The sequence below is a fragment of the Glutamicibacter sp. BSL13 genome (genome assembly GCF_052928425.1).
The window spans coordinates 1-13076 of record NZ_JAVGCZ010000077.1; the positions used below are offsets into that span (position 1 = coordinate 1).

The following is a 13076-nucleotide window of genomic DNA, read 5'->3' on the forward strand; positions in this document are numbered from 1 at the left end:
GTGGAAGTGGGGATCATGCACTTCGGAGCGCAGGACCCGGCCGAGGAACTGGCCCGCGAGGTCGCCGAGCTCACCGCTCACCCGGTGGCCCTGGAACCGCTGCCGGCGGTGCTGGCCGCCCACACCGGGGTGGGGGTGCTCGCCGTCTGCGTGGCCCCGCACTACCCGCCAGCCCCGGAGCATCCACAAGCGGACGAACCGCAGTAGCCGGCCCGCCGGGCAGCACCCACACTGGCTGGCATGGGCCGGCACAACTTCTTTCCTCAGCACTCCCCGCGCCCCTCCAGGGTCCGCTTCGCCGTGTCCCGGGCCGCGGCCATTACCCTGGTGGTGGCCGTCATCGGCTGGATCGCGCTGTCCATCCTGTTCGCGCCCCCGGATCCCAACCAGACGCTGGGCACCGTGCAGACCACCACCGGGCAGCCGGGCCCGGACCCGCCGGCGCCGGGGCAGGGCACGGCACCCGAAGAACCGGGCAGCAGCGGGCCGGCCTCCACCGAGGCTGGCCCCGCCACGGGGGATGGGGTGGTCGTACACGTGGTCGGGGCGGTGCGCAGCCCCGGGGTGTACCGCCTGCCGGGCGGGGCACGGATCGTGGACGCCATCGAGGCGGCCGGCGGGATGAGCCCCGGGGCCCGGCCCGAACTGCTGAACCTGGCATCTCCGGTCAGCGACGGGCAGCAGGTGCTGCTGCCGCACAAGGACGACCCGCCGGGATTCTCCCCGGCGGCGCAGCCACCATCCGCTGGACCAGGCACCGGCGACACCGACACCACCTCAGCTACGCCGTCGGGGGCTGCGGCAGGCGGCACCCCGGGTGCTCCGGGCGCGAAGATCCCCATTAACCAGGCCGACGCCGAGACCCTGATGCAGTTACCGGGCATCGGACCGGCACTGGCCGGACGGATCATCGACTTTAGGGAGGCAAACGGGCCGTTCAAGTCCGTCGAGGAACTCGAGCAGGTTTCCGGGATCGGTCCGGTGCTGATGGGCAAGCTGCGGGAACTGGTGCAGGCGCCGTGAGCACCGACTTCCGGGGACTGTGGATGCTGGGCGGGGCGTGGGCGGCCGCCTGGTTCGCCCCGCAACGCTGGGTGCTGGTCCCGCTGCTGGGAATGATCGCCGTGCTGTTCGTGCTGGCCGCCCGCCGCCGCCACGACCCGCGGTACTCCGCGCCCTGGTTCACCGCACTGCTGCTGACGCTGTTGGCGGCCACCGCGGTGATCGTCAGCGACCAGGGCCGGGCGCACTGTCAGCTGCCCGGACATGGGACGCAAAGCTACCGGGTGATGTGGGCGTTCAGCGAGACTCCGCGCACCGGCCAGGACGGCGCACTGAAGGGCCGGGCGCAGATCCAACGGTACTGGCAGGACGGAACCTGGCACCACTGCCCGATCCAGGTGTACGCGACCAGCACGGTTCCGCTGCCCCAGGCCGTGGCCGGCTACGAGTCGCTGATGCGCCTGGAGGCCTCCGGGTCGCGCACCGGCATCCAGTATTTCGCCAGCGTCAACAGCCCCTCCACCGGGCACGGCCGCGCCCCGCACGGGCCGGACGAACGGCTGAAACAGCGGTTCGTGCACACCCTGGACCGGCTGCCCGAACCGGCACGGGCACTGCTGCCGGGCATGCTCTACGGGGACCGTTCCCTGCAGGATGATGCCCTGAGCACCGCGATGAAGCAGACCGGGCTCAGCCACCTGACCGCGGTCAGCGGCTCGAACTGTGCCATCATTGCCGGTCTTGTGCTGTTGGTGCTGCGCGGGCTCGGGGCGCCGCGCTGGCTGGCGCTGCTGGGCCTGGGTGGTGCGCTGCTGCTCTTTTCCGGGTTCGTGGGGCCCGAACCCAGTGTGCTGCGCGCCGCGGTAATGGGCGGCCTCGCCGCGCTCAGCCTGTATGTCGGCCGGGGCCGGGCGAGCCTGGGCATCCTGTGCCTGACCGGAACCCTGCTGCTGTTCGCTGACCCGTCACTGGCCGGGGAACCGGCGTTCCTGCTCTCGGTGCTGGCGACCCTGGGCATCGTGGTGTTCACCCCACCGATCACCGAGGTGCTGGCGCGCCGGGTACCGAAACTGCTGGCCGAGCCCATCGCGATCTGCACGGCCGCCCAGCTGACCTGTCTGCCTGTGGTCATTGCCCTGTCCGAGCATTTCAGCGTCTACTCCATCCCCCTGAACCTGCTGATCACCCCGTTGGTCCCGCTGATCACCGTGAGCGGGATGCTGTGCGTGCTGCTGGCCCCGGCCCTTCCCGTCCTGGCCGGTTGGCTGGTGTGGGTGCCGGGGCTGCCGGCGTGGGGGATTGGCGGGCTGGCGGGGTAGGCGGCCGGCTGGCCCGGGGCGCAGCGGCCCTGGCCGCAGGGGACCGGCGGGGTGCTGCTGGCGGTGGTGATCACGCTGGTACTCTGTGCATCGATCCTGCTGCTGGCGCATGCGCAGGTGCCGTGGCTGCGCCACGGGATGCGGGCGCTGTTGGGCGCGGTGGTGCTGGTCCTGTGCGCCCTGGTGTTGCCGGCCACGCTGCTGGTGCGGCCCAGCGCGCCGGAGTGGAACCTGGCAATGTGCGATGTGGGGCAGGGGGACGCACTGGTGATCAACACCGGCGGGCAGGGCGGGTGGCTGATCGATACCGGTAATCCAGGTTCCGGGGTGCTGCAGTGCCTGGACACCCTGGGGGTCAGGCATCTGGAGAAGGTCTTCATCACCCACGCCCACGAGGACCACATGGGCGCGCTGCCCGAGGTGCTGCAGGCCATCGAGGTGGGAGAGGTGCTCGTCTCGGGCGGGTTCCGCGGCGCGGTGCAGGCCCCGCTGCGCGTGCTGCAGCCCGGCGAGCAGCAGCAGGAAGGCTCGGTCAGCTTCACCGTGCTGGGTCCGGAACCGGGCCTGCTGCGCGGCGCGTCGGTGAATGACACCTCCCTGGTGCTGCGCGTTGACTTCCAGGCCCCGGGCGGGCCGGTTTCCTTCTTCACCGCCGGGGACATGGAATCCGAGGCGATGTCCCGGCTGCTGACTCCCAACCCACCACAGGGCATCAGCGTGTTGAAGGCCTCCCACCACGGGGCGCGCAACGGCGGCAGCGAACTGATCGAGCGGCTGCATCCGAAACTGCTGCTGATCCCGGTCGGTGCCGGCAACAGCTACGGTCACCCGCACCCGCAGATCCTGGAAGCGGCGAAGCTGGTCGGCGCCCAGGTGCTGCGCACCGACCAGCAGGGAACGGTAACCATCACATTTGCCCACGGGCGGGCCACCGCCACCCGGATCGGGGTCCCGGTTCGATAGGATCGTAGCTGGTAGTTCGTCCCCGTGAAGGAGCCTGATGGCACGCGCCCCCAAATCCGCCGGTATCTCCTGGCGCGACTTGACCCCCCAGCCGCTGATCCTGCTTTCGGGCCCCGACGAGTACCTGGCCTCCCGGGCCTTTGACACGCTGCGCCAGCAGGCCGCCCAGCGCGAGGGGATCGAGGTCACCCGGCTCTCGGCCTCCAGCTATGAGCCCGGCGAACTGCTGATGGCCACCAGCTCCTCCCTGTTCGCTTCGGCGAACCTGGTGGAGATCACGGACCTGGCCTCCATGAACGAGGTGTTCCTGCGCGACGCGCTGGCCTACCTGAAGGACATCGCACCGGAGAACGTGCTGATCATGCACCACTCGGGTCAGCGCGGCAAGAAGCTGATCGATGCCCTGAAGCAGGCCGGGGCGGTGGTGGTTGACTGCCAGCCGCTGAAGCGAGATGCGGACAAGATCGACTTCGTCACCAATGAATTCAAGGCCGCCAAGCGGCGCATCACCAACGACGCGGTTAAGGCCCTGGTCGCCGCGGTCGGCTCCTCCCTGGCCGAGTTGGGGGCCTCCTGCCACCAGCTGATCGCTGACACCACCGGCACCGTGGACCAGGAGGTGGTCGACCGCTACTACGGCGGACGGGTGGAGGCCACCGCGTTCAAGGTCGCCGACGCGGCCATCGCCGGGGACGCCGAGCAGGCGCTGGCGACGCTGCGCCACGCCCTGGACACCGGCACCGACCCGATCCCGGTGGTGGCGACGCTGGCCATGAAGGTGCGCCAGCTGGCCAAGGTGCTGGGAGTGAACGAGCCGGCGGCGAAACTGGCCGGGGAACTGGGCATGGCCCCCTGGCAGGTGCAGTCCGCCCAGCAGCAGGCCCGCGGCTGGAAGCGCAAGGACCTGGCCGACTGCATCGAGAAGGTCGCCCTGACCGACCGCATGGTCAAGGGCGGGGGACGGGCCCCGGCCTACGCGCTGGAGCAGGCGGTGCTGTTCATCGCCGAGAAGTCCCCGCGCTGAGCACCCACACGTTCCCAAGTGGTGCCGCTCCGCCGTCTTCGGCGGATCCCGGCACGGCGGCGCGGGGGCGGGGACCTGCCGGTTAAACCACAAGAACCCGGGCCCCTTGCGGGAACCCGGGTTCTTGTGAAGCTTGCTAGTGCCTAGAGGGCGTTAACCTTCTTGGCAATGGCCGACTTGCGGTTAGCAGCGTTGTTCTTGTGCAGAACACCCTTGCTAACGGCCTTATCCAGCTTGCGGCCGGCGGCCTGCAGCGCCTCGGTTGCCTTCTCCTTGTCACCGGCCACGACGGCTTCGTTGACCTTGCGGATCAGGGTCTTGACCTCGGAGCGGACTGCCACGTTGCGGACGCGAGCCTTCTCGTTGGTCAGGTTGCGCTTCTTCTGGGACTTGATATTAGCCACTTAATAAACTCTCTCGTTTATCGTTTTATACGGTCGGTAGAGGGTTCATCCTCCAGGCCATCGACTGAGCGGTGTGGGGCACCTATGGCGACCCGAAGGGGGCGTGTCGCCCAACCTGCGCGACACACAGCAATTAACACTACCAGAATCCACCGGCCGGGCCGTACCCCTAGCGCCGCCGGTTCAGGTGACTTACGACAAGGTCGAAGCGCCGCTTATCCAGCACCGCGCCTTCGCGGCGCACCGTGGCCGGATCCATGCGGATCACCCGGTCCAGCTTCACCTCGCTGGGCCGGCCCTGCGCGTCCCAGCTGCCGCTGCCGATGTCGAGATAGTCATCATTGCGGTGGGTCCCGTTGGTGTTGTCCTTCGAGGTGAGCATCAGCCCCAGCAGCCACTTGCCGTCACGGCCCACCAGCAGCACCGGGCGGTCCTTGCCCTGTGAGTGGTCCTCCTCGTAGGGCACCCAGCCCCAGACGATCTCCCCGGGATCCGGCTGACCGTCCAGGCTGGGGTTGTAGTTCACCGCCACCGCCGCGGTGTAGTCCCCGGGGTAGACCCCGCCGTGCACCGCGGAGCCGGCCGGGCGGGGAGCGGGGTTCTGCTTGGAGGCCGGATGTGGCCGCGGGGAGGGGGCCTGCCGGGAACGGGAGGCGGACTGGTAGCGGGAAACCTCGCGCACCACGCGATTCAGCAGGGAAAAGATCTTTCGCGCATTCAATGCCATGAAGCACAAACTACCAGCGGACGGGCGCACAATAGCGCGGTTTGGAGTGAATCATGACAGAATAGGGACGAAATCCACCTGTTCTCTACGTTACCTAGTGAGGTCTGTTTAGGTGTCTCCCTTGGCCCGCACCGCGCCGGTGCCCGCCGCGACCGATCCGTCGCTGATCCGCAACTTCTGCATCATCGCGCACATCGACCACGGCAAGTCCACCCTGGCCGACCGCATGCTGCAGCTGACCGGCGTGGTCGCCGCGCGTGACATGAAAGCCCAGTACCTGGACCGGATGGACATTGAACGCGAACGCGGCATCACCATCAAGTCCCAGGCCGTGCGCATGCCCTGGGAAGTCGAGGGCACCTCGTACGCGCTGAACATGATCGACACCCCCGGGCACGTCGACTTCACCTATGAGGTCTCCCGCTCGCTGGCCGCCTGCGAGGGCGCGATCCTGCTGGTGGACGCCGCGCAGGGCATTGAGGCCCAGACGCTGGCGAACCTGTACCTGGCCATCGAGGGCGACCTGACGATCATCCCGGTGCTGAACAAGATCGATTTGCCCAACGCCCAGCCGGAGAAGTACGCCGAGGAGCTGGCGGGCCTGATCGGGTGCGAGCCCGATGAGGTGCTGAAGGTTTCGGGCAAGACCGGTGAGGGCGTCGAGGCGCTGCTGGATGAAGTGATCAAGCAGCTGCCATCGCCGGTGGGCCAGGCCGACGCCCCGGCCCGCGCCATGATCTTCGACTCGGTCTACGACACCTACCGCGGCGTGGTCACCTACGTGCGGGTGGTGGACGGCAACCTGAAGCCGCGTGAACGCGTGCAGATGATGTCCACCGGCACCAACCACGAACTGCTGGAAATCGGGGTGTCCTCCCCGAACCCGATCCCCACCAAGGGCCTGGGCGTGGGCGAGGTCGGCTACCTGATCACCGGTGTGAAGGATGTGCGCCAGTCCAAGGTCGGTGACACCGTCACCAACGCGGCCAAGCCGGCCGCCGAATCCCTGGGCGGCTACGAGGAACCCAAGCCGATGGTGTTCTCCGGGCTGTACCCGATGGACGGGTCGGACTACCCGGCGCTGCGTGATGCGCTGGACAAGCTGCAGCTGAACGACGCCGCACTGGTCTACGAACCGGAAACCTCCGTGGCCCTGGGCTTCGGCTTCCGCGTGGGCTTCCTGGGCCTGCTGCACCTGGAAATCACCCGCCAGCGCCTGGAGAGCGAATTCAACCTTGATCTGATCTCCACCGCCCCGAACGTGGTGTACGAGGTGATGGGTGAGGACAAGCAGCTGATCACCGTCACCAACCCCTCCGAGTTCCCCGAGGGCAAGATCCTGGAGGTGCACGAGCCGATGGTGGCCGCCACCATCCTGGCCCCGAGCGAGTTCATCGGCGCGATCATGGAGCTGTGCCAGAACCGGCGCGGCACCATGCGCGGGATGGACTACCTCTCCGAGGACCGCGTGGAAATGCGCTACTGGCTGCCGCTGGCCGAGATCGTGTTCGACTTCTTCGACCACCTCAAGTCCCGCACCCGCGGCTACGCGTCGCTGGACTGGAAGGCCGACGGGGAGCAGGTCGCGGACCTGGTGAAGGTCGACATCCTGCTGCAAGGCGAGCAGGTGGACGCGTTCAGCGCCATCACCCACCGTGACAAGGCTTACTCCTACGGCACCATGATGACCTCCAAGCTGCGCGAACTGATTCCGCGCCAGCAGTTCGAGGTGCCGATCCAGGCGGCCATCGGCTCGCGCATCATCGCGCGTGAGAACATCCGCGCCATCCGCAAGGACGTGCTGGCCAAGTGCTACGGCGGCGACATCAGCCGCAAGCGCAAGCTGCTGGAAAAGCAGAAGGAAGGCAAGAAGCGCATGAAGATGGTCGGGCGCGTCGAGGTGCCGCAGGAGGCCTTCATCGCCGCACTGTCCACCGACGAACCGAAAAAGAAGTAGATGCCCGCAGTCCTTCCGGACGGGGATCCGGCTCCGGCCGATGGTCTGCTCCCGGCAGCGTGTGCGCACGGTGCCGCGGGGCGGACCATGTCCTTTTACGTCCACATTCCCTTCTGCACGGTCCGCTGCGGCTACTGCGACTTCAACACCTACACCGCCAAGGAGCTGGGCTCCGGGGCGACGCAGGAGTCCTATGCGGCCACCGTGGGCCGGGAGATTGATTTCTCCCGCCAGGTGCTGGAGGCCTCCTCGGTGCCGGCCCGGCCGATCGACACCGTGTTTTTCGGCGGCGGCACCCCGACCCTGCTGCCGGCCAGCGACCTGGCCAGCGTGCTGGGGCGGATCAAGGAGAACTTCTCCCTGGCCCAGGGTGCGGAGGTCACCACCGAGGCGAACCCGGATTCGGTGAGCCCCGAAAGCCTTGAGGAACTGGCCGCGGCCGGGTTCACCCGGGTCTCCTTCGGCATGCAGTCCGCGGTCCCGCACGTGCTCAAGGTCCTGGACCGCACCCACAACCCCGAGCGGGTTGCCGAGGCGGTGAGCTGGGCGCGGGCGGCTGGCCTGGATGTCAGCGTGGACTTGATCTACGGGACTCCGGGGGAGTCGGTCGCCGACTGGCGCACCAGCGTCGAGGCGGCCCTGAGCTACGAACCGGACCACATCAGCGCCTACGCGCTGATCATCGAACAGGGCACGAAGCTGGCCGCGCAGATCCGCCGCGGGGTGGTGCCGGACATCGACGATGACGATCACGCCGAGAAGTACCAGCTGGCCGATCAGATGTTCGCCGCCGCCGGCTACAACTGGTACGAGGTGAGCAACTGGGCCCGCGGACGCGAGCACGCCTGCCGCCACAACCTGGCCTACTGGCAGGGCGGGGACTGGTGGGGCGCCGGGCCCGGGGCGCACTCGCACATTGGCGGGCTGCGCTGGTGGAACGTGAAGCACCCCGCCGCCTACCAGCAGCGGATCGACGCCGGGATCTCCCCGGGGGCCGGACGCGAATTCCCGGACGCCGAGGCGGTGCAGCTCGAGCGCACGATGCTGCTGACCCGCCTGGACACCGGCATGCCGATCTCCGAACTGGACGAAACCGGGCGCCGGGCCGTGGCCGGGCTGAACGCCGATGAGCTGATCGATCCGCGCCAGGCCTTCGCCGGGCGGATCGTGCTGACCCAGCGCGGTCGCCTGCTGGCCGATCTGGTGGTGCGCGAACTGCTGAACTTCTAATTCGTAGACCTTGGCCCGGGGGCACTGGCCGCCAAAACGTCCGAAGCCCACCGCCTGATCCTCATCAGCGGTGGGCTTCGGGGTTGTCCTTGGTTCTTGGGCGCGGGCCAGGCCTGCGCTACTTCATCAGCCGCAGGTTCAGCGGGTAGCGGAAGGGGCGTCCCTTGTTGACCTGGATGCCGGCGCGGGCACCCATCAGCGTCATGAACACCCACAGCGCCACACCGACCACGGCGAACAGCCAGCCGATGAACGGGATCAGGCTCAGCAGGTTCAGCAGGATGGCCAGTACCGTAAGCGGGAAGGTGAAGTTGAACGCTTCCTTGGATTCCTGCGCGGTGAACGGGCCGCGGTCACGGTACACCGCGTAGATGATGGCCGAGGGGATGCACCCCAGGATGCTGCCGAAGTGAGCGAGCATCGCCCATTGCCGATCCTCGGTGGGGCTCAGTGGCAAAGCGGTCACCTGCGAACCCTCAAAGCGTGAGTTCTCCGGTGAAGACTCAGTCTGGCGAGATGGCACTGTCGAATTTCCTTGCAATGTCTGAAGTGTGGTTACTGCCTCGAGTCTAGCCACCGGGACCGCTTCGGAAGCTCGACTCGCGGAACTAACCCTGCGATTCACCGATTGTTAGGAAACCGTAATCTTCGGTGGTGAGGAAATCGATCAGGTGCTCGACCTTGCCCAGCAGTTCGGGCTGCAGCTGCGAATAGTATTCGACCTTCGACAGGATCCGCTGCCAACCCAACCCGATGTCGGCGGCGCTGTGGTGTGGCCAGCCGAAGCTGCGCAGGACCCCGGTTTTCCAGTCGGTGCCCTTGGGGATCACCGGCCACGCGGTGATGCCCAGCACCTCGGGCTTCACCGCCTGCCAGATGTCCACGTAGGGGTGGCCCAGGATCAGCACGTTGCCCTGCGCGCCGGGCGTGGCCATCGCCTGCTGCACGATGCGTTCCTCCTTCGTCCCGGAAATCAGGTGGTCGACCAGGATCCCCAGGCGGCGCTGCGGGGAGGGGTCGAAGTCCCGGATGGCCGCGGCCAGGTCGTCCACGCCGTGCAGCGGTTCAACCACGATGCCCTCGACGCGCAGGTCATGGCCCCACACCTTCTCCACCAGCTCGGCGTCGTGCTTGCCCTCCACCCAGATGCGGCTGGCCCGGGCGGTGCGCGCCTTCTGCCCGGTCACCGCGCGGGACCCGGAGGAGGAACGCAGGGTGCTTCCGGCCTGTGCCTGGGCGCGCGGCTCGACCAGCTCCACCGGCTCTCCCTCCAGCAGGAAGCCGAAGCCGCTCTGGAAGGACTTGGTGCGCCCATGGCGGTCCTCCAGGACAATGACCCGCATGCCCCCGGACTTCTCGGTGCGCACCAGCTCACCAACCCAGCCGGAGGCCACATCCTCCAGCAGAAGCCCGCGCTCCACCGGAACCTGACGCAGTTTCTTGGGAGCGGGGGTGCCCAGATCCATGGCGCCCCACGGGTAGTTGCTCACTGAATGCAGCCCTTTCGCTGTGACCGAATACGAACCAGATTCCAATGCTAGCAAGCGCTGAACGTACTAGACTTGGCACTTGAGGACGTAGAGTGCTAAATGCCGTGAGGCATGGAAGGTGGTGTGACAGTGAGCGAATTGCGGCGCCTGGATGTGCTGCGAGCCATCGTGGAGGATTATGTCCAATCCCGCGAACCGGTGGGCTCCAAGACCCTGCTGGACCGGCACGACCTGGGGGTCTCGGCGGCCACCATCCGCAACGACATGGCCGCGCTGGAGGACGAAGGACTCATCGTCGCCCCGCACACCTCTTCCGGGCGGGTGCCCACCGAAAAGGGCTACCGCCGGTTCGTCGACGAGATCGGTGAGATCAAGCCGCTCTCGCGCGCCGAACGCGAGGCGATCAACCGGATCATGGACGCCTCCCAGGATCTGGAGGAGATGCTGCACAGCACCGTGCGGCTGTTGGCGAAGCTGACCAACCAGGTCGCGATGATCCAGGTGCCGCAGTACGACACGGCCGCGCTGCGGCACATCGAACTGGTGGGGCTCAGCCAGCACCAGTTCCTGCTGGTGCTCATTGCCTCCAACGGCAGCGTGGACCAGAGGGTGCTGAGCACCGCCGCGCCGTTCACCGACGAGTCGCTGGCCGGGCTGAAGAACACGCTGCTGGAGGCGCTGGCCGGGTACCAGCTTTCCGAGCTGTCCGTGCTGCTCTCCACCCACAGCGTGGAAATCCAGGGCCAGGACCAGGACCTGCTGGGAGAAATCCTTGCGGCGCTGCGCGAAATGGCGCATTCGGCCACCGAACAGCGTATCGTGATGGCGGGAACCGCGAACCTGGCCCGTGCCGGGGGAGACTTCCCGCTGAGCATCACCCCGGTGCTTGAGGCGCTGGAGGAGCAGGTGGTGCTGTTGAAGCTGTTTTCCGAACTGGAAGCCGATTCGCGCGGCCTGTCGGTGAGCATCGGCACCGAGACCCATATCGGGGAACTGTCCGAGGCGGCGGTGGTGGCCACCAGCTACGGCAGCGATGCCCGCAACAAGCTCGGGGTGCTGGGCCCGACCCGGATGAACTACCCCTCCTCGATGGCCTCGGTGCGCGCCGTGGCACGCTACCTGTCCCGAATCCTGGCGAACTGAGACTCGCCGGCACAGACTTTGACCAACGGTTAGGAAAGGACACGCGAGAAACGTGAGCTCGCATTACGAGACGCTGGGTGTCGCGAAGGACGCCACGCAACAACAGATCAAGAGCGCCTACCGCAAGATGGCCCGCAAACTGCACCCGGATGTGAATCCCGGGCAGGACGCTGCGGAGCAGTTCAAGCTGGTCACCCGCGCCTACGAGGTCCTTTCGGATGAGACCAAGCGCGCCAACTACGACGCCACCGGGGATGAGAACGGCAACGGCCACCAGGGCTTCGGCGGGGCCGGCGGTTTCGGCGGGTTCGGGGACATCTTCGAGCAGTTCTTCGGCGGCGGCGGACAGGGTCAGGGCCCGATCCCGCGCACCCAGCGTGGACGCGACGCACTGATCACCGTGACCATCGACCTGGAGGACGCGGTCAAGGGCACCGTGTACCCGCTGGAGATGGAAACCGCGGTCACCTGCAAGACCTGCCACGGTGAGGGCACCCGCGAGGGCACCAGCCCGGTCACCTGCTCCATCTGCCACGGCGCCGGCCAGGTGCAGCGCCCGGTGCGCTCGTTCCTGGGCCAGATGATGACCGTGGAAACCTGCTCCGCCTGCCGCGGCCACGGCACCACCATCCCGGACCCCTGCCTGGAGTGCAACGGGGACGGGCGGGTGCGCGAACGGGTTTCCAAGCAGCTGAACATCCCCGCCGGGGTGGCCAGCGGCACCCGCATCCAGCTGCGCGACCAGGGCGAGGCCGGGCCGGGCGGGGGACCGAACGGCGACCTGTTCGTGGAGATCGAGGTGCGCCGCCACAAGATCTTCGAACGGGCGAACAACGACCTGCACGCCAAGATGAGCATCCCGATGACCGCCGCCGCCCTGGGCTGCGAGCTGAAGCTGGAGACCTTCGACGGCGAACAGTCGATCCAGGTGGAGCCCGGGGCCCAGGAGGGGCAGACCGTGACCCTGCCGGGGTTGGGCGTGCCGCGGCTGCGCGGGGGCAAGCGCGGGGACATCATCGTGCACCTGAGCGTGGAAACCCCCACGAAGCTCGACGCCGCCCAGCGCGACCTGCTCGAGCGGCTGGCCAAGCTGCGCGGGGAGGAAATGGCGGCCGGACAGGTGGAGCACGCCGGGGGCATGTTCGCCCGGCTGCGCGACAAGTTGGGCCAGCGTTAGGCCATGAGCAACCACAGCTTCGTCATCGACCGGCAGCAGGCCGCCCAGGTCGCCGCCGGTGACCGGCTCTCCATCCAGGGCTCCGAGGCGCACCACGCGCTAAACGTGAAGCGGGTCAAGCCCGGTGAGCACCTGGACCTGCTCGATGGCCACGGCCGCCGGCTGGTGGTCGAGGTGCAGGACGGGGACAGGCAGGCGCTGCACGTCACCGTCCTGGAGGTCGTGGACGAAGCCCCGCCGGGGCACCCGGTCACCCTGATCCAGGCGCTGGCCAAGGGGGACCGGGACCTGCAGGCGGTGGAGGCCAGCGTGGAGCTGGGCGTCAGCGCGGTGCGTCCCTGGCAGGCCGAACGCTCCATCGTGCGCTGGAACACCGCCAAGGCGCAGAAGGCGCAGGAGAAGTGGCGCTCCCAGGTGCGCAGCGCCCAGAAGCAGTCCCGGCGCAGCTATGAGCCGGTGCTGCACCCGATGCTCACCACGCGGCAGCTGGCCGAGGAGGTCTCGGCCCGGACCGCCGACGGGCACCTGGTCTTGGTGCTGCACGAGGCGGCCACCGTGCCGCTGGGGCGCATCGTGGGGGACTGGAAGGCCGCCGCCGGAACGGCGGGCCGCACGGCACCGGGCGTGTGCCTGATCGTGG

Annotated in this window: 13 protein-coding genes and 1 pseudogene; 10 read left to right on the forward strand and 4 right to left on the reverse strand. The window is 68.0% G+C overall.

Annotation, left to right across the window (positions count from 1 at the left end):
• The 5 genes and pseudogenes from RCJ92_RS11965 to holA form a co-directional block, all read left to right on the forward strand.
• Nucleotides 1-207 (forward strand): annotated as a pseudogene (locus RCJ92_RS11965) (DegV family protein); the annotation flags it as partial.
• A 33-nt stretch (nt 208-240) separates the two neighbouring features.
• Nucleotides 241-1023, forward strand: a complete 783-nt coding sequence (locus tag RCJ92_RS11970) for a helix-hairpin-helix domain-containing protein (RefSeq protein WP_446754675.1) — start codon at nt 241-243, stop codon at nt 1021-1023.
• On the forward strand, nt 1020-2321 hold the full coding sequence (locus tag RCJ92_RS11975; RefSeq protein WP_446754676.1) for a ComEC/Rec2 family competence protein: 1302 nt from the start codon (nt 1020-1022) through the stop codon (nt 2319-2321). The genes RCJ92_RS11970 and RCJ92_RS11975 overlap by 4 nt, the downstream gene beginning before the upstream one ends.
• 51 nt (nt 2322-2372) lie before the next feature.
• Nucleotides 2373-3284, forward strand: coding sequence for a ComEC/Rec2 family competence protein (locus RCJ92_RS11980; protein ID WP_446754677.1), 912 nt, complete (start codon nt 2373-2375; stop codon nt 3282-3284).
• A 37-nt stretch (nt 3285-3321) separates the two neighbouring features.
• The gene (gene holA / locus RCJ92_RS11985) at nt 3322-4308 is read left to right on the forward strand and encodes a DNA polymerase III subunit delta (RefSeq protein ID WP_138174049.1); all 987 of its coding nucleotides are present in this window, start codon (nt 3322-3324) and stop codon (nt 4306-4308) included.
• 143 nt (nt 4309-4451) lie between these two features.
• Here the strand turns inward: holA and rpsT are convergent, their stop codons facing one another.
• Nucleotides 4452-4712 (reverse strand): 30S ribosomal protein S20, encoded by a 261-nt coding sequence (gene rpsT, locus RCJ92_RS11990; RefSeq protein WP_054821409.1) that lies wholly within the window; start codon nt 4710-4712, stop codon nt 4452-4454.
• Nucleotides 4713-4881: 169 nt separating this feature from the next.
• On the reverse strand, nt 4882-5439 hold the full coding sequence (locus tag RCJ92_RS11995; RefSeq protein WP_446754678.1) for a type II toxin-antitoxin system PemK/MazF family toxin: 558 nt from the start codon (nt 5437-5439) through the stop codon (nt 4882-4884).
• Nucleotides 5440-5551: 112 nt separating this feature from the next.
• Here RCJ92_RS11995 and lepA point away from each other — a divergent pair, with 112 nt between their 5' ends.
• Both lepA and hemW read left to right on the forward strand, forming a co-directional pair.
• On the forward strand, nt 5552-7396 hold the full coding sequence (gene lepA, locus RCJ92_RS12000) for a translation elongation factor 4 (protein ID WP_446754679.1): 1845 nt from the start codon (nt 5552-5554) through the stop codon (nt 7394-7396).
• On the forward strand, nt 7397-8626 hold the full coding sequence (gene hemW, locus RCJ92_RS12005; protein ID WP_446754680.1) for a radical SAM family heme chaperone HemW: 1230 nt from the start codon (nt 7397-7399) through the stop codon (nt 8624-8626). It begins immediately after the preceding gene.
• A gap of 118 nt (nt 8627-8744) precedes the next feature.
• On the opposite strand, the gene RCJ92_RS12010 is transcribed toward hemW, so the two are convergent.
• Nucleotides 8745-9092 carry a DUF4870 domain-containing protein gene (locus RCJ92_RS12010; RefSeq protein WP_246049456.1) on the reverse strand — a complete coding sequence of 116 codons (348 nt, stop codon included), beginning with the start codon at nt 9090-9092 and terminating at the stop codon, nt 8745-8747.
• A 142-nt stretch (nt 9093-9234) separates the two neighbouring features.
• Nucleotides 9235-10116 (reverse strand): DUF3097 domain-containing protein, encoded by an 882-nt coding sequence (locus tag RCJ92_RS12015; protein ID WP_396278563.1) that lies wholly within the window; start codon nt 10114-10116, stop codon nt 9235-9237.
• 129 nt (nt 10117-10245) lie between these two features.
• Here RCJ92_RS12015 and hrcA point away from each other — a divergent pair, with 129 nt between their 5' ends.
• The 3 genes from hrcA to RCJ92_RS12030 form a co-directional block, all read left to right on the forward strand.
• The gene (hrcA, locus tag RCJ92_RS12020; RefSeq protein ID WP_421013617.1) at nt 10246-11259 is read left to right on the forward strand and encodes a heat-inducible transcriptional repressor HrcA; all 1014 of its coding nucleotides are present in this window, start codon (nt 10246-10248) and stop codon (nt 11257-11259) included.
• Nucleotides 11260-11311: 52 nt separating this feature from the next.
• Nucleotides 11312-12436, forward strand: coding sequence for a molecular chaperone DnaJ (dnaJ, locus tag RCJ92_RS12025; protein WP_446754681.1), 1125 nt, complete (start codon nt 11312-11314; stop codon nt 12434-12436).
• A gap of 3 nt (nt 12437-12439) precedes the next feature.
• Nucleotides 12440-13076: RsmE family RNA methyltransferase (locus RCJ92_RS12030; protein ID WP_446754682.1), on the forward strand; the 637-nt coding region annotated here is incomplete at its 3' end.

Bases quoted from the DNA above. Each gene is read 5' to 3' on its own strand.
- RCJ92_RS11970 (WP_446754675.1), top strand. From the start codon at position 241: ATGGGCCGGCACAACTTCTTTCCTCAGCACTCCCCGCGCCCCTCCAGG.
- holA (WP_138174049.1), top strand. From the start codon at position 3,322: ATGGCACGCGCCCCCAAATCCGCCGGTATCTCCTGGCGCGACTTGACC.
- RCJ92_RS11995 (WP_446754678.1), bottom strand. From the start codon at position 5,439: ATGGCATTGAATGCGCGAAAGATCTTTTCCCTGCTGAATCGCGTGGTG.
- hemW (WP_446754680.1), top strand. From the start codon at position 7,397: ATGCCCGCAGTCCTTCCGGACGGGGATCCGGCTCCGGCCGATGGTCTG.